Source organism: Micromonospora sp. AB353 (genome assembly GCF_049538395.1).
GTDB classification, from domain to species: Bacteria; Actinomycetota; Actinomycetes; order Mycobacteriales; family Micromonosporaceae; genus Micromonospora; species Micromonospora aurantiaca.
This window is the reverse complement of the sequence record NZ_JBMVFV010000008.1, coordinates 24,389-40,981: the sequence shown is the minus strand read 5'-3', so window position 1 is coordinate 40,981 and position 16,593 is coordinate 24,389. Positions and strand designations below refer to the sequence as shown.

General features: G+C 71.0%; 13 protein-coding genes. 2 read left to right on the top strand and 11 right to left on the bottom strand.

Going from position 1 to position 16,593, the window contains the following annotated elements; genetic code table 11:
• Nucleotides 1–31: 31 nt before the first annotated feature.
• From ACPCK6_RS06420 to ACPCK6_RS06370, 11 genes are all read right to left on the bottom strand, one after another.
• Nucleotides 32–730 (bottom strand): DUF4386 domain-containing protein, encoded by a 699-nt coding sequence (locus ACPCK6_RS06420; RefSeq protein WP_423480584.1) that lies wholly within the window; start codon nt 728–730, stop codon nt 32–34.
• A gap of 47 nt (nt 731–777) precedes the next feature.
• The gene (locus ACPCK6_RS06415; RefSeq protein WP_396880726.1) at nt 778–1,809 is read right to left on the bottom strand and encodes a TFIIB-type zinc ribbon-containing protein; all 1,032 of its coding nucleotides are present in this window, start codon (nt 1,807–1,809) and stop codon (nt 778–780) included.
• 53 nt (nt 1,810–1,862) lie between these two features.
• Nucleotides 1,863–2,984 (bottom strand): SPFH domain-containing protein, encoded by a 1,122-nt coding sequence (locus tag ACPCK6_RS06410; RefSeq protein ID WP_463673744.1) that lies wholly within the window; start codon nt 2,982–2,984, stop codon nt 1,863–1,865.
• A 123-nt stretch (nt 2,985–3,107) separates the two neighbouring features.
• Nucleotides 3,108–4,109, bottom strand: coding sequence for a glycosyltransferase family 2 protein (locus tag ACPCK6_RS06405; RefSeq protein ID WP_396880724.1), 1,002 nt, complete (start codon nt 4,107–4,109; stop codon nt 3,108–3,110).
• A 48-nt stretch (nt 4,110–4,157) separates the two neighbouring features.
• Nucleotides 4,158–5,969: a putative glycosyltransferase family protein gene (locus ACPCK6_RS06400; RefSeq protein WP_423480583.1), complete on the bottom strand. Its 1,812-nt coding sequence runs from the start codon at nt 5,967–5,969 to the stop codon at nt 4,158–4,160.
• Between the two features lie 89 nt (nt 5,970–6,058).
• Nucleotides 6,059–6,649: a DinB family protein gene (locus tag ACPCK6_RS06395; protein WP_423480582.1), complete on the bottom strand. Its 591-nt coding sequence runs from the start codon at nt 6,647–6,649 to the stop codon at nt 6,059–6,061.
• A gap of 43 nt (nt 6,650–6,692) precedes the next feature.
• Nucleotides 6,693–7,109 (bottom strand): PPOX class F420-dependent oxidoreductase, encoded by a 417-nt coding sequence (locus ACPCK6_RS06390; RefSeq protein ID WP_194800788.1) that lies wholly within the window; start codon nt 7,107–7,109, stop codon nt 6,693–6,695.
• Between the two features lie 89 nt (nt 7,110–7,198).
• Nucleotides 7,199–8,323: an RICIN domain-containing protein gene (locus ACPCK6_RS06385; protein ID WP_423480581.1), complete on the bottom strand. Its 1,125-nt coding sequence runs from the start codon at nt 8,321–8,323 to the stop codon at nt 7,199–7,201.
• 11 nt (nt 8,324–8,334) lie between these two features.
• Nucleotides 8,335–10,059, bottom strand: a complete 1,725-nt coding sequence (locus ACPCK6_RS06380; protein ID WP_423480638.1) for a family 43 glycosylhydrolase — start codon at nt 10,057–10,059, stop codon at nt 8,335–8,337.
• A 124-nt stretch (nt 10,060–10,183) separates the two neighbouring features.
• The gene (locus ACPCK6_RS06375; RefSeq protein ID WP_423480580.1) at nt 10,184–12,613 is read right to left on the bottom strand and encodes a ricin-type beta-trefoil lectin domain protein; all 2,430 of its coding nucleotides are present in this window, start codon (nt 12,611–12,613) and stop codon (nt 10,184–10,186) included.
• Nucleotides 12,614–12,887: 274 nt separating this feature from the next.
• Nucleotides 12,888–14,195, bottom strand: a complete 1,308-nt coding sequence (locus tag ACPCK6_RS06370; RefSeq protein WP_423480579.1) for a CE1 family esterase — start codon at nt 14,193–14,195, stop codon at nt 12,888–12,890.
• Nucleotides 14,196–14,509: 314 nt separating this feature from the next.
• On the opposite strand from ACPCK6_RS06370, the gene ACPCK6_RS06365 reads away from it, so the two are divergent.
• Both ACPCK6_RS06365 and ACPCK6_RS06360 read left to right on the top strand, forming a co-directional pair.
• Nucleotides 14,510–14,683 carry a hypothetical protein gene (locus ACPCK6_RS06365; protein ID WP_423480578.1) on the top strand — a complete coding sequence of 58 codons (174 nt, stop codon included), beginning with the start codon at nt 14,510–14,512 and terminating at the stop codon, nt 14,681–14,683.
• 252 nt (nt 14,684–14,935) lie between these two features.
• Nucleotides 14,936–16,591, top strand: coding sequence for an ABC transporter substrate-binding protein (locus ACPCK6_RS06360; RefSeq protein WP_355513074.1), 1,656 nt, complete (start codon nt 14,936–14,938; stop codon nt 16,589–16,591).
• Nucleotides 16,592–16,593 lie beyond the last annotated feature (2 nt).

The following is a 16,593-nucleotide window of genomic DNA, read 5'->3' as shown; positions in this document are numbered from 1 at the left end:
GGCTCGCGGCGGCGCGCGGGCCTGACAGGGCTCAGACGGTGGCGTCCCGGACCGGCCGGGGCTCCACCGCGCCGGCCGTGACGGGGGCGGGCCGGAAGCCCTTGACGACCAGGTAGACGCCGAGCGAGAACTCCCACACCGCGATGGGGAGCGCGGCGACCGCCGCCACCGCTGACAGCCGGTCCCAGGCGCCGAACAGGGTGCCGAGGTCGGAGGCGACGAGCAGTGGCGCGCCGACGAGCCCGAGCACCGGCAGGAAGCGCGGCACGAGGCGGGACTGGTACAGCAGGGTGCCCAGCAGCAGCGCGTTCACCGCGGGCAGGAAGCCCTGGCTGAGCAGGAACACCGAGTCGTAGAAGGCGACGAGCGCGCGGCCGGTCACGAGCGCGTCCGGCCCCGCGGCGGAGTCCCGCAGCGCGACGAGCGTCAGGATGCCCGCGACGCCGATCATGATGCCGGCGGCTTCGAGCACCCGGGCGCCGACGAAGCCCAGCGCGCGGGCCGGGCCCTGCTGCCGGAGCACCGGGTACAGCGCGACGGCGGTGCCGATGCAGGCGAGCGCGACGATCATCTCCAGGACGCCGCCGAGGACGACAGGGGCCTGCGAGGTGGTGCCGAGGACGTAGTCCGGCTCGCGGACCGGGGCGTACAGGCCGACGGTGGGGATCGAGACGAAGGTGAGCAGATAGGCGCCGCCCGCGACCAGCGAGGTCTTCCGCAGTGAGTCCATCGGGGCTTCCCTCCTCCGCCGGTCGGCACACCGGTGGCCCGTACGCGTCAGCGGCTCATCGCGTACGCCACCACGAGCGCGACGAGCGCCAGTGCGGCCAGCACCGCCGCCACGATCTTCGCCGTGCTGTAGGGACGCTCGCCGATGACCTCACCGGTACGCGCGTTCACCAGAACCTGGTACGAGCGGCCCGCGTGCAGGTACGCGGCGATCCACACCGGCAGCAGGATCAGCTTGTACGACACGTCGGAGTACGTGGTGTCCACGGCGGACACCCGCTGCTCGTCACCGCCGATGTCCGACCGGCAGTCCCCCTCGATGACCGGCGCCATCCGCGCCTTCGCCTCGGTCAGGCCCGCCTCGGGTTCGGTGTCGTACCGCAGCGCCTGGTATCCGGCCAGGTAGTCGCCGTGGTACGCGGCCGCCTCGGTCAACGGCCACGGCGCCAGCTTGTCCAACTGCTCGGTGGGCAGGTGGGTGGTGGCGGGCACCAGCACGTCGTCGAAGTCCCGGCGTACGGTGCCGGCGGCCGGATGCCACCGGGTGTGCCGCACCTGCCGGGTCCGCGTCTCCTGCTTGCCGTCGACTGTCACCGTGTACGTCTCGGTGACGTAGTAGTACTCGCCCCGCTGACCCTGGTAGTCCGACACGGTCCGCGCGTCGAACGTCCAGTGCGGCAGGTACGTGCCCTTCAGCGTCTCGGCCTCGCTGACCTTCTTCAGGCTCCCCGGCGCGAACCAGCGGCTGCGGCACCACTGGCCCAGCGCCGTCCGCACACCGTTGCGGTCGACGGCGAACGGCAGCACCGCCTCCGGCGCGATCAGCTCACCCGCCCCGGCGTCGGCCACCAGGGGAGCCGCGCAGAACTGGCAGCGCTGCGCCAGCGCGTCGCTCTCCGTCCGGGCGCCGCAGCCCGGGCAGACGAACGTGTGCGCCCCGACGCTCGCCACCGGCTTGCGGGGCAGCGACGCCAGTTCCGCGTACGCGTGCTCGCGCACCTCCCGGCCGGCGCCGGCGATCTCCTGCCGGTGCCCGCAGTACGGGCAACTGAGCGTCGTCGTGCCCGGCGCGAACTCCACCCGGGCCCCGCACCCCCCGCACTGGTAGGAGGGCGGCGAGACAGCCGTGTCGCTCATTGCGGCGGAAGCGGCGGCGGGACGCTGGCGAGCACCGACGCCAGCTCGGGCACCTGCCCGGCCGGCTGCCACTGCGCCATCCCGGTACGCCAGACGAGCGTGTCCGCGCCGAGCGCGCCCGCGTTCGCCTGCTCGGCGAGCGCACCGAGGTCGTACGGGCCCTGCCGCTGGCCGCCGACGCCGACGTACCACTGGGCCTGGCCCGGCAGCGGCGGCGGCTCGGCGGCGGCCGGCTGCGCGGGGGCGGGCTGTGCCGGCTGCGTGGCCGCGCCTGGGCCCATCGACCGGGCCATCTGCTGGCCCATCGCCATGCCCAGGCCCAGGCCGATGCCCGCGCCCGCCTCACCACCCGGGTTGTTCGCAGCGGCCTCCATCGCGTTCGCGGCCTGGAAACGGGTGTACCGGTCCAGGTCGCCGACCGCGCCCATGCTGGTCCGCTTGTCCAGCGCCTGCTCGACCTCCGGCGGCACCGACACGTTCTCGATGACGAACGTGGGGATCGCGATGCCGACCTCGGCCAGTTCCTCGGTCAGCACGGCGGCCAGCCGTCGGCCGATCGCGTCCTGGTGCGCGGCGAGGTCCAGCAGCGGCACCCCGGCCGTGGCGAGCGCGCCGCCGAGGCGTCCCACCATGAGCTGCCGCAGGTACTCCTGCACCTCCTCGGTGCGGAACTGCGGGTCGGTGCCGACCAGTTCCCGCAGCAGGCGCGACGCGTCCACCACGCGGGCCGCGAAGGCGCCGAACGCCCGTACCCGGACCACGCCGAACTCGGCGTCGCGCAGGATGACCGGGTTCTGGGTGCCCCACTTCATGTCGGTGAACTGCCGGGTGCTGACGAAGTACACCTCGGCCTTGAACGGCGAGTTGAAGCCGTACTTCCAGCCCTTCAGGGTGGACAGGATCGGCAGGTTGCGGGTCTCCAGCGTGTACGTCCCCGGTGTGAAGACGTCGGCGATCTTCCCCTCGTTGACGAACACCGCCGTCTGGGACTCCCGGACGACCAGTCGGGCGCCCATCTTGATCTCGTTCTGATACCGGGGGAACCGCCAGACCATCGTGTCGCGGCTGTCGTCCAGCCACTCGATGATGTCGATGAGTTCGCCCCGGAGCTTGTCCATCAGCCCCATCGCAACCCTTTCCTCGGCGCCGGTGTCCGGCGTCGCGGGCGACCATAGCAACCGCCCGCCACCTGCGAAAAGAGAACGATTCTGCGCCTATCGGCACCCACCGATCGGGGTTGCTCAGCCGGTCTCGCCGGCCATCGATTCGCCGGTGGCCGCACGCTGCTCCGGAATCCGGGAGGTCCGGCCGGGGGCATCGACGACGCGTTCGGTCTCCTGCACGAGATAGTGCGGACGGCGTTTCGTCTCGTAGTAGATCCGGCCGATGTACTCGCCGATCACCCCGAGGATCATCATCTGGATGCCGCCGAGCCCGATCACGCTGACGATGATCGTGGTGTAGCCGGGCACGTCGATGCCCTTCTCCACGGCGTCCGCTACGACCCAGGCCATGTAGCCCACCGCGATGAGCGTGAGGAACAGGCCGCCGTAGATCGCCAGGCGCAGCGGCCGGTTGTTGAACGACAGCAGGCCGTCGAACGCGTAGTTGAACAGCTTGCCGAACGTCCAGCGGCTCCGCCCGGCCTGCCGGGTCTCGTTGCGGTGCGCCACCACCGCGGTGCGGAAACCGATCCACGAGAACAGGCCCTTGGAGAAACGGTTGTACTCCGGCATCGCCAGGATCGCGTTCACCGCGAGCCGGGACAGCAGCCGGAAGTCGCCGGCGCCGTCGAGCAGGCGTACGTCTATCCACCAGTTGACCAGGCGGTAGAAGGAACGCGAGGCGACCATCCGGATGAACCGGTCACCGCGGCGGTCCCGGCGGGCGATCACCTGGTCGAAGCCCTGGCGGTAGAGCATCACCATCTCGGGCAGCAACCGCGGCGGGTGCTGCAGGTCGGCGTCCATGATGACCACCGCGTCGCCGGTGGCCCGGCGCAGGCCGGCGAGCATGGCCGCCTCCTTGCCGAAGTTGCGGCTCAGCGACGTGTAGCAGACGGCCGGGTCGGCGGCGGCGAGCCGGCGCAGTGCCGCCAGCGTGCCGTCCTCGCTGCCGTCGTCGACGTACACGACCTCGACGTCCACGTCGGTCAGCTCGGCGAACGCGACGCTGAGCATCTCGTGCAGCCGCTCCACCGACGCTTCCTCGTTGAAACAGGGCACCACCACCGACAACCGCACGGCGCTCACCCCGCCCGGCCCGGGCACACGGGACCGGCGCTCACGGCGTCAGAGGCGGTAGACAAGCGTGCCATCGAACTCCTCCCGGGTGATGCCCAGCCCGTCGACCGGCCGGGTCTCGATGCCCTCCCACGGCGTACCCGCCGCGCGGCTCGGCACCGCGACGACCGACCGCACGCCGATCCCGCGCAGGTACGCCACGCTGCCCGCGTCGGGGAACGTCGCCACGGCGACCCGCGTCTGGGCCTGGGTGACCGGCTCGAAACCGCCGAGCCCGTTGGTGATCCGGGGGAAGCCGTCGGTCGACCACAGCATGTAGTTCAGGTCGCCCACCCCGCCGGCAGGCAGCACCAGCATCGGTTCCGGCGCGGCCCGCATCGCCGCCGGTGGCGTCGGCACCACCGGGTGCGGCGTGCGGTTCACGCCCTCCAGCGTGACCAGGGCCAGCGGCACCAGCAGGACCAGCGGTGCCACGGCCCGCGACCAGCGGTGGGCCGAGGGGCGGTGCCACGACTCGGCGAGCGCCGTGATCAGCCCGGCGGCCAGCACCGCCAGCAGCAGGCTGGTCCAGTGCATCATCCGGCCCGGGGTGCGCAACGCGTCCCAGCCCGGCAGGAGGTTGGACAACGTCAGATAGCCGGGGTCGCCGTCCCCGCCGAGCGTGGCGCCCAGGCCCAGCAGCACGGTGCCGGTCACGCCGAGCCCCAGCGCGACCCGGTGCCGCACCGGGAACGCCGAGACGAACAACCCCGCCGCGGCCAGCCCGATCAGCGTCATGCCGGGCAGCAACGCCATCTCCGGCGGCCAGGTCAGCTGCTCGCGGGCGGCGGCGTGCCGTTCCCCCCACAACCACGAGTCGCCGGGCGCGGTGACGAACCCGATCAGCGGCGGGGAGAACATCTTGGTCCAGTCCAGCGACCGGACGGCCTGCGGGTTGAGGTCGACCACCCGCAGGTAGACCAGCCCGAGCAGCAGCGTCACGGTGCCGAACACGGCGCCGCCGGCCAGGTCCGCGATCAGGAGCCGCCGGCCGAACGGGGGCCGCTCCCGCTTGCGCCACCAGGACCAGCCGTAACAGCCGGCCGCCACCAGCACGGCGGCCAGCAGGAAGTAGACGAGCGGCAGCCCGATGCCGAAGCCGAGCGTGACCTGCCAGGCCGCGACGAGCCACCCGGCCACCGCCCAGCCGGGACGGCGGCGCTCCGGCCGGTAGCCGTGGCGCAGCGACCAGCCGTGACCCCGGGCCAGCATCGCCAGGGCCAGCGCGATCCCGCCACTGGACAGGATGTTCAGGTGGCCGGAGTGCGCCAGCCGCCACGGCGCGTACGCCCACGCGATCCCGGCGACCGCACCGCCCCAGCGGTTGGCGCCGAGCTGCCGGGCCAGCGCGTACGCCCCGAGGAACGCCAGCGCGTGCAGCAGCACGTAGAGCACGTTGTAGCGGATCACCGCGGCCTCGAAGCCGGAGCCGAGCATCCCGAACGGGGCGTACCCGAGCAGGGTGTCGCTGTAGGCGTAGGTGTAGCGCTCCGGATAGAACGTGTTCGAGTTCCAGAGGTTCGCCGGGTCGCTGAGCAGGGCGTGCCCCGACCAGGCGACCTGCCACGCCTGCAACGTCGGGTCGCCGAGGTCGCCCGGGATCGTGGTCGCCGGGTGCCGCATCGTCGGCCAGGTCAGCACCACCGCCAGCAGCAGGCTGCCCAGGATCGCCAGCGTCCACTCCGGGTTCGGCCGCCACCGGCGTCTGCCGTCCGCGGGGCGCTCGTCCGAGGGGCGGTCGTCCGAGGGCTGGTCGGCGGGCGGCTGCTCGGGACCGGTGTCCTCAGCGGCCGGCGGGGCGACGGCGGGCCGGATCTTCATGGGATAGATGCTTCACGATGCTGCTGGTCCTGTCGATCCGCTGTCCGAAATATGGTTGAAACTTCCGGCCCGGCATACCGGAATGCCGCCTACTCGAACCGGTCGGCGAGCGCCGACAGCTTGCCGACGTACGCCGGCCAGTCGTAGCCGTCGGGGATGTTCCGGTTGTCCTGCCCCAGCCCGATCGCCGCGTCGTGCTGCTCGCGCATGATGTCGGCGTGCCCGGCATGCCGGGCCAGGTCGACGCAGACGTGCACGATGACCTGGTGCAGCGTCACGTCCTGCCGGCCGGGCTGCCACCACGGCACCCGCCCCGGCGCGTCCAGCGGCAGCGTCTCGATCGTCTCGTCCGCGAACGCCCCGACCCGGCGGTACAGGTCGATCAGCCCGTCCTTGGTCTCGTCCTCGCGGGCGTACCAGTCGGCCTGCGGGTCCGCGTCGAACGTCTCGGCGGCGACCAGCTCCGCCGGTGTGGGGAACTCGCGGCCGAACGCCTGCCCGAAGTAGCCGGCCTCGACGTTCAGGCAGTGCTTGAGCAGGCCCAGGAAGTTGTTGCCGGTCGCGGTGCGCGGAAGCCGGGCGTCACGTTCGCTCAGCCCGTCGAGCTTCCAGATCAGGTTCTCCCGGATCGCGCGCAGGTAGTGGTGCAGCGCTGCCTTCGGGTCGTACGGCTCACTCATGCCCGACACTCTTCCGCATGGGTCGGACATCGTGGGGGCGCCGTCAGCCGGTCTGGCTGTTGTCCTTGTGCGCGCCCCATCCGTGCCAGCGCTCGATCTCGATCCAGGCGCTGACCCGGGCGCGGTCCCGCCGCGGGTACGGCTTCCCGGTGTAGTGCTGCGAGATCCGGTCGATGTCCGCCAGGCCCTCGTCGTCGCGCAGCTCGACCACCCGCCCGATGAGGCTGACGTGGGTGTACCAGTTCCCCTCGTCCAGCACGGTCAGGGAGACCCGGGGATCGCTGCGCAGGTGCGCCAGCCGCCGGCGGCCCTCGTCCATGTTCACCAGGACGCGGCCGTCCTCCCACAGGTACCAGGTGGCAGCGGACACCGGCTGGCCGTCGCGCAGCGTGGCGATGACGGCGGGATTCGGCTTGCCCAGCATGGCGACGGCGGGCTCGGGCAGCGGCGGCTTCGACATGGCTCTCACTCTACGTACCCGCCGAGCCCGCCGCTGGTCATGCGGCGGGCTCCCCGGCGGTGTCCGCCGGGGAGCCCGTCGCACGCCGGTCAGGCGCGTGTGCTCCACTGCTGGTTGGTGCCGCCGTGGCAGTCCCAGAGGTTGATCCTGGTCCCGTTGGCGGTGCCGTAGCCGGCCGCGTCCAGGCAGCGCCCGGACTGGACCCCACTGATCGTGCCGTTGGCGTTGAGGTTCCACTGCTGGTTGGGCTGGCCGTTGCAGTCCCAGATGATCACGCTGGTGCCGTTCGCGGTGCCCCGCCCGCTGGCGTCGAGGCACTTGTTGCCGAGCACCTGCAACTGCTTGGCCGAGGTGTAGGTCCAGCGCTGCATGGTGCCGCCCCAACAGTCGTACAGCTGCACCGCCGTGCCGTTCGTGGTGCTGCCGTTCGGCACGTCCAGGCACCGGCCCGAGCCGGCGCCGACGAGCTGCACGTTCTGGTACGTGCCGCCGCCGCTGCCGGGGATGCCGATGCTGCCGGACACCGACTGCAACGCCCGGTACCAGACCGCCGCCATCTTGTCGTAGCCGGTGGCGGTCGGGTGGATGCCGTCGATCAGGTCGGCGGTGGTCAGCGCCGAGTACTGGTCGACCAGGTGGACCCGCTTGCCGGCGTTCACCTTCGACTGCACGATGCCGGGCAGTGCGGCGTTGAACGTGCGCACCGCCGCCGCCTGGCCGGAGTTGGCGAGCGGGATGATCTGCGCGACGAACACGTCCGCGTTCGGCGCCGTGGTGGTGATGCGGTCGATGAGCGAGGAGAGCCGGTTCGGCGCGGTCGAGACGTTGTAGTTCTGCAGGATGTCGTTGGTGCCGATGTGCAGCAGCACGGTGCGCGGCTGGTAGGCGTTCAGCCAGCCGGTGATGTTGGCGTCGATCTGGTCGATGCGCCAGCCGGGGTGGCCCTCGTGGTCGTGGTCGCCGAGGTTGCCCGGCCCGTTGAACTGGGAGCCGACCAGGTCGACCCGGTAGCCGCCGCCGGCCAGCCGCTGCCACAGGCCGATCCGGTAGCCGCCCGGCACCTGGGTGCCCTCGGTGATGGAGTCGCCGAGCGGCATCACCCGGGTGCCGCCGTTGGACTCGGCGCCCGCCGGGCCGGCGGGCGTCAGCACGCCGGCGGCCAGCAGGGCCAGCGCGGCGCCCGCGGTGAGCCATCTTCTCGCTCTGGTACGCATGAACGCTCCTCTCACGGGCTGGTGCAGGTCAGGGACGGGGTGGACGGGGAGCCGTCGGCGATGAAGCCGAACGTGGTCGAGCCGGACGCCGGCACGGAGCCGTTGTACGCCGCGTTGCGGACGGTCGCCGTGGAGCCGCTGGTGCTCAGCGTGCCGCTCCAGACCTGGCTGATGCTCTGACCACCGGCGAGGTTCCACCGCACCGACCAGCCGTTGAGCGCCGCGGCGCCCGCGGTGACCGTCACCTCGGCCTGGAAACCGCCGGACCAGGAGTTGGTGGTGCGGTAGGTCGCGGTGCAGGCGCCGCCGGTCGGCGGCGGCGTGGTGGACGGCGGGGGAGAGGAGGGCGGCGGGGTCGACGGGGGGACCGGCGGCGGGGTGCCGCTGAGGCTGGAGGTGAACCACCAGTGGTCGATGTTGAACAGCGAGCCGCTGCCGCCGGTGAACCGCAGGTAGAGGTCGTGGGTGCCGGTGGCGCCGCTGACCGGGCAGCTCGGGTTGGTCCACGTCTGCCAGCCGCCGGTGGGGGTCACCTGGCAGGTGCCCACCAGCGGGCCGGTCACGCTGTCCAGGCGCAGCTCGATGGACCCACCGCTACCGGCCGAGGCCACCAGGGCGGTGAACTTGGTCGCGCCGGCGCCGAAGGCCACGCCCTTGACCTTGATGTAGTCCCCGTTGTCGATGTAACCGACGTTCCGCCCGCCCAGGGAGGACGCCTCGGTCTCCACCCCCTGCCCCCAGGCCATCGTCTCGGCCTCCTGCCGGGCGTACGGGTCCAGGGTGCCGACCTGCGGGGCGCCGGTGGTGGTCATGTTGATCGTGGGGATCGAGCCGTCCGCGCCGTAGGAGAACTTCTCCACCGCCACCGACCTGGTGAAACCGCCGCCGCCGGGCAACGCGCCGTTGTGGTAGAAGAAGTACGAGTTGCCCTTGAAGTCGATGATCCCCGGGTGGTTGGTGAAGCTGCTGCCCTGGGTCGGCATGATCGTCCCGCGGTACGTCCACGGGCCCAGCGGCCCGGGCGCGGTCGAGTAGGCGACGAACTCGGAGCAGCACTTGGCCGCGAACGCCATGTAGTAGAGGCCGTTGCGCTTGTACACCCACGGCCCCTCCTCGTAGAGGGTGGGCCGGTTCGCGTCCCCGGTCCGCGCCCCGAAGCCCGCAGTGGTCAGCGGGATCTGCGTCGGGCTGCCCGAGTACGAGATCATGTCCGCGTTCAGCTTCACGTACCACAGGCGCGGGTTGCCCCAGTACAGGTACGCCTGGCCGTCGTCGTCGATGAACACGGTCGGGTCGATCTCGCCGTTGCTCACCAGCGGACGCCCGATGGCGTCGCGGAACGGACCGGTGGGGCTGTCCGCCACCGCCACCCCGATGCCCATCTGGCCGGTTGCCCGCACGACCATCGGCACGTACCAGTAGAACTTGCCGTTGCGGTGGACCGCCTGGCCGGCCCACGCGTCCTGCTTGGCCCAGCTGAACGTGGCGAGGCTGAGCGGCGATCCGTGGTCGGTCCAGTTGACCATGTCGTCGGACGAGAAGACCCGCCACTCCTTCATGGTGAACCAGGTCGAGTTGTCCTCGTCGTGGCCGGTGTACAGGTAGACCCGGTTGTTGTACACGAGCGGGGCCGGGTCGGCCGTGTAGATCGTCTGCACGATCGGGTTGTCCGCCCGGGCGACGGTCGGCTTCAGCCCGCCGGCGATGACCGGGGCCAGCCCCAGCAGGGCGAGCATGGTCACGGCCAGCGCGAGCCATCGTCTGGTCCGGCGGTCGGGTCTCCATAGCGTTGAGGTCACAGGTCATCTCCCCGGTAGGCCGCGCCGCGGCGGATGGGTACGGTCGGCGAAGGTCGGGCCGTCACGCCCGGCTCCACTTCTGGCTGCTGCCGCCGGTGCAGGCGGACAGGACGATCGGGGTGCCGTTGCCGGTCCCGCCGCCGTTCGGGCTCAGGCACAGTCCGGACTGGACGCCGGTGATCGTGCCGTCGGTGTTGACGTTCCACTGCTGGTTGGCGCCGCCGTTGCAGTCCCAGATGATGACCCGGGTGCCGGACGAGGTGCCCTGGCCCTCGGCGTCGAGGCACTTGCTGCCGTACACCTGGAGCTGCCGGCCGGAGGTCGCCGTCCACTGCTGGTTGGTGCCGCCGTTGCACTCCCACAACGCGGTCTGGGTGCCGTTGGTCTGGGACTGGTTCGGCACGTCCAGGCAGCGGCTGGAGTTGGGGTTGAGCAGAGCGCCGCTCGTACCCCCGGGGTTGCCGCCCGGGCCGGCGACCACCGACAGGTTGTCGAACTGGGCGGTACCGCCCTGGCTGGTGCCGAAGCCGACCTGGCCGGTGCCGAACGTGGAGTCGGTGACCGTGCCGACGGTCGTGCCGTCGATGGTGGCGGTGATGGTGGAGCCGGCGAAGCCCAGCGCGAGGCTGTGCCAGCGGCCGGTGCCCAGCGCGGCGACGTTTCCGCTGCGCAGCGTGGCGAGCTGCCCGGCGGTGTTGTTCCGCAGGATCGACCACGAGCCGGAGTCGGTGACCCGCAGGAAGTAGCCGTTGTACCGGCCGATCGGGTCGAGGTTCGTGGTGCCGACGCGGCCCTGGATCTGGGCGTAGCCGGACTGTTCGAGCAGGACGTCGGCGGAGACGGTGTAGTTGCCCCAGCTCAGGTTCCCGCCGTAGGTGGCCGGGTCGGCGAGCGTCTTCCAGGTGATCGGCGCCTGCGCGGACATCTGCCGCAGGCACATGCCGGCCCGGCCGCCGCCGCAGCCGACGGTCTCGAACGCGCCCTGCATGTCCTGGAGGTACTTCGGTAGGCGTCCGGCGGCGTACCCGTCGAAGTCGTCCCGGTACGGCAGGCCGAGCGAGCCCTGGGCCGGGCTGGTGGCGGTGCCCTTGCCCTGCCCGGTCGTGGTGGTGACGGTGTAGAGGTGTCCGGGCTGGACGGTGAGCGAGAACGAACCGCCCGACGGGGTGATGTCCGCGCCGCGGACGAAGAAGTCGTTCGGGTTCGTCGAGTTCAGGTTCGTGGACCACACGTGCACCTGGCCGGTGGAGAGCCCGCCGGTGACGTTCACGGTGAGCTGCTGCGCCGATGTGGCGTCCATGGTCTCGATGACGGTGCTGTAGTCGCCGCCGGTGGGGGAACGCAGCGACACATAGCTGCCGTTGTTGCGGTTGCCGCCCAGGTAGCCCGAGGACGAGTCCAGGTAGCGCCAGCCCGGCGCGGTGAACTGGGTGGTGTGCGCCAGCGCCCAGGTGTTCTTGCCGACCGAGTACCAGCCGGACCAGGGCTGGTTGGCCAGGATCAGCCCGACCGTGGACCAGGGCAGGTTCGGCGTGATCGCGGCGATCAGGTCCCAGTTGAGGTAGGCGACCATCCGGCCGTCGATGTAACCGCGGTTGATGCCGCGGGCCAGCGGCTTGGCGCCGTCGTTGTAGTCCTGCGAGCCGCCCTCGCTGTTCCACAGCGTCTTGCCGGTGCTGGTGGCTGTCGAGGAGGCGGTGCAGGTGGTCTGCGCGCTGAGGTAGCCGCACGGGTAGTGGCCGCTGAGCACGTCGATGCTGTTGCGCAGCGTGGCGTTGCTGGCCACGGCGTTCGCCGGGCCCCAGCTACCGGGGTAGTCGTCCCCGTAGATGATCTTCACGCCGCTGTAACCGTTGGCGTTCAACGCCTGGCGCAGGCTGATGGTCCAGTTGGCGTCGGTCCGCTTCTCGTTCTGGGCGGCGGTGATGTAGTCCATGGTGAGGTTGTGCTGCTGCGCGCAGCCCAGCCAGTCCACGAAGTAGTTGATCATGTCCTGGGACATGAAGTTGCCGTTGCCGATCCACCCGGGAGCACCCCAGGGCAGCGCCGCCAGCTTGATGGCGGGGTTGCGGGCCTTGGCCTGCTCCATGATCCACCACTGGTAGCCGCGGTTGCAGTTCAGGTCGCCCCGGACGTGCTCGTGACTCGGCTCCGAGCCGCTCGTGGAGTTGGTGTCGCCACCCATCTCGACCTTGAGGATCTGCAGCGCGGCGCCGTAGCCGGGCTTGAACAGGTAGTCCAGGATCTGCCCGCGTTGCGGCTCCGGATAGTCGATCAGCAGCCGGCTGTTGCCGCCGCCGCCGCTGACCGCGCCGACCCCGTCGAACGTCTGGCCGCCGGAGGCGCCGTTGACGGTGATCGTGGTGGCCGCCTGCGCGGGGGTCGCGGCGAGGGTCAGGCCGCCGCCGGTGGCGGCCAGGGCGAGAGACAGGGCGGGTATGACGAGACGCGATGGCCCGGATCGGACGGGCCGGGGACGGGTGATCACCATGACGGCTCCTCGGGTACGCGCGACCGTCCGGCCGGCGGGGCCGGGTATCGCGAGTTGTGGATGGCCGTCGGTGTAAACGCTAACAAACGTCGTGCTGCGTTCCCCAGGTTGTGGTGGCGATGGCCCGCGGGATCGCGGATGTTAGCGCAAACATCGACCAGAGTTAATTAGAGCATACGGAACCTCACGTTGTCCCGACTGGTGCCGGGCCGGGGGCGGCGCGGTGCCACCCCACAGCCCGGCTCCCCGTGCGGGGATCGGCGGGCCGGCCCGGTCAGGGGCTGGTGCAGCTGACGCCGCTGGGGGCCGTGGCGCCGTTCCCGGTGGCGGTGAACCCGAACGTCGTCGAGGCGTTCGCGCCCAGCGTGCCGTTGTACGCCGCGTTGCGGACCGACACCGAGCCGGTGGTGCCGGTGTTGACGCCGTTCCAGAGGCTGCTGATCGCCTGGCCGGAGGCCAGGGTCAGGCGTACGGTCCAGCCGTTGAGCGTGGTGGCGCCGTTGTTCGCCACGGTGACCTCGGCCTGGAAGCCGCCGGGCCAGGTGTTCACGGTCCGGTAGGTCGCGGTGCACGCGCCCGGCTCACCGGTCGGCGGCGGCGTGGTCGGCGGCGGCGTCGTGGGCGGCGGCGTGGTGGGCGGTGCGGTGGTCGGCGGCGCGGTGGTGGGCGGCGGCGTGGTGGAGGCGAACTGGCTGAAGAACCGCCATATCTCCCCCGACGTCCAGGTCCGGGAGTCGTTCGGGCTGGACGACCCGTCGACCGGGCTGGGGGTGTGGTCGCCGTCGAACGCCGCCCACTGCACCGGGTAGCCCTCGCGGCAGCCGGAGTACGTGGTGGTGATGTGGGTGAGGCTGCCCCGGCTCGGCTCGCGCGGGCTCTGCGCGGTGCAGCCGTTGTTGCGGACGAACGTGTCCCGCAGCGACCGGCCCGCGGAGATGTTCAGCACGCTGTCGTAGATGCCGTGGATGCCGAAGTAGGCGACCGGCTGGGTGCCGCCGTTGCAGCCGCTGAGGTTGGCGCCGGAGATGACGGTGACCGCGCGGACGACGGTGGGCCGGGCGCAGGCCACCGCGTAGCTCATCGCCCCGCCGTAGCTCCAGCCGAGCGCGAACCGCTGGCTGGTGTCGACGCAGAGGTCGTTCTCGATCTGCCGGGAGATGTCGTCGAACAGCGTCAGGTCCCGGCCGTTGGTGTTGGCCCAGCCGTTGTCGATGCCCTGCGGGGCGACGAAGATCGTGCTGTTGTTCGACAGCGGCAGCAGGCCGTAGTAGCCGGCCGAGGCGACGTTGTTCGCCGAGCCGTTCAACCAGTGGAACCCGAAGATCAGCCGGTACGGGCGGTTGCGGTCGTACCCGTCCGGGATGCGCAGGATGTAGCTGCGGTTCTGGCCGCCGCTGGAGATGGTGCGCGTCCCGCTGGACAGCGTGGGCGCCTTTCCGCAGCCGGCGGTCGCGGCGAGCGTGCCGTTCGTCGACGCCTGCGCCGTCTCGCCGAGGCCGCCGTTGAGCGCGCCGCCGGCGACCGCAGCGAGGAGCACTGCCGCTGCGGCGATGGATGAGAGAAGGGGTGTTCGTTTCGCCATTGCTGGACTCCTTGCCCTGGGTGGCGGTGCAGGCCGGACCGTCCGTCGATGCCGACGTCGCCTGCGAAGAGGGCGCGGAGCCGCGCGTGCGGCCGGGGCCGAAGTCGTCCGTTGGCCGCCTGCGTCGGCGTGCATCGGCGGAGCGGCCCGGACTGGTCACCGACCGGCGGGGCGGCGAGGACGGTGCCTCGGGTCGCCTTGCCGGTTGCGGGGGTGACGGGGAGCGTGCCCTTCGCTCCCGTGCCGGAACATAGCAGGTTATCGATAACATGTTCAACCAGCCGGGCCCGGAGGAATGCCGGGTGGGCGGTCGGGTGAGCGCTCACAGGAGCGCGCGGCGCGGGCGCCGCCTGCTCAGGCGCGGCCGGCCGGGCCGGCAGGTCGCAGCCGGCGAGGGCGTCCGGCTGGGGTACGCGGGCGAGGTCCGCCTCGGCGGCGGGCACGATCTCGTGCAGCCGGCCGCGCAGCCCGCACCAGGTCGGGTGTGAGCGCGTGGGAGACGCCGCCGCCGAGGACGATCACCTCCGGCCCTGTTCGATCCGTCGTACGTAACGTTTCGGTGAACTCATGTGAACGCCGACAGCGGGGGCATCCCGCAGTCCGGGAGCGCTCTTGGTTCATCGAGCGGGCGTGTTCAGTGAACACCGTTCACCCTATTGTTCACTCATGCCTAATCCGGTAGAACACCAGGTAGGTCCGCAGCTCGGGCCATTCGCCTCGTGCTTCTAGGAGGGCTTCTCATGGCTCGTTCACCCCGTCCGGGCGCCTCCTCGCCCGCGCTCTCCCGCCGCGGCGTCCTGCAGTTGGGTGGCAGCGTCGCGCTCCTGTTCGCCACCGGTGCCTGCGCCGCGGACAGCGGCAACAAGTCCACGGACGGCAAGTCCGGCGGCGCCTCCGCCAAGACGCTGCGCATCGCCGTCTCCAGCTACCTGTCGAGCTGGGACCAGGACTTCGTCGGTTTCGACCTGACCGCGCTGATGCTCTACAAGAACGTCTTCCCGTACCTGATCGACTACGGGGTCACAAACGCCGGCGGCAGCCAGATCCTCGACACCCAGAACATCACCCCGACGTTCGCCGAGTCGTTCGAGCCGGACGCCGAGCAGAAGGTGTGGACGCTCAAGCTGCGCCGCGGCGTGAAGTTCGCCAGCGGCAACGAGATGAAGGCCGCCGACGTCAAGTGGTCGAAGGACCGCGCGTTCGCCGCCCAGGCCAACGTCGCCGGCGTCTACCGCACCATCGGCCTCACCAGCGCCGACCAGGTCAAGGTCGTCGACGACTACACGGTGGAGTTCCACCAGGCGTTCCCGAGCGCACTGACCCGGCAGATCCAGGCGATCTCGCTGTACGTCTTCGACTCCGTCGAGGCCAAGAAGCGCGCCAGCGCCAGCGACCCCTGGGCCAAGGAGTGGTTCGCGAAGAACCCGCCGACCGGCGGCTACTTCAACGTCGCCAAGGCCACCCAGGGCCAGGAGATCGAACTCAGCGCGAACACCGGCTACCCGGGCCCGGACCCGGCCAAGACGCCGACCATCCGGATCTCCGTCGTGCCGGCCGCCTCCAACCAGCGCCTCCAGCTCCAGGCCGGTGACATCGACATCGCCCTGGGCATCAGCCAGCGCGACATCCAGGACCTGAAGAAGGCCCCGGGCATCAAGGTCATCTCGGCGGCCAGCAACCGCCAGGTCGCCATCCAGATGTCGGTCACCGCGGCGCCGTTCAACGACGTGAACGTCCGCAAGGCGCTCGCGTACGCGGTGCCCTACGAGCAGATCATCAACAACGTGTACGGCGGCGACGCCCGCGCGGCCAAGAGCCCGGTCCCGCTGGACATGCCCGGCTACGACGAGAGCGGCTACCCGTTCACCTACGACCTGGAGAAGGCCAAGGCCGCCATGGCCGCCGCCGGCCGGGCGTCGCTCGACTCCGAGCTGGTCTTCGAGGCCGACAACGAGGAGCAGCAGAAGATCGCCGTCCAGGTCCAGAGCGAGGCGGCGAAGGCGGGCATCCGGCTCAAGCTGACCCCGCTGGACCCGGCCACCCTCGGCGAGCGGCGGACCAAGAAGAACATCCCCCTCCAGATCACCTCCGGGCAGCTCTGGGTGGACGACGTCGAGTACATGCTGGCGACCAGCTTCGTCAAGGGCGCCAACCTGAACTACTCGAACTACAGCAACCCGGAGATCGAGCAGATCTACGAGAAGTCGCACACCACAGTCGACACCGGCGCCCGCAACGCGCTGTGGAAGCGGGTCCAGGAGATCCTCGCCGCCGACGTGCCGTGGGTGGTCATCTGCCAGCCCAACTTCAACCTGCCCGTCCGGGAGTCCGTCGCCGGCTGGGTGCAGCCGATGGACGGCCTCGCCCGCCTGCGCTACCTGAGCGCATCGGCCTAGGG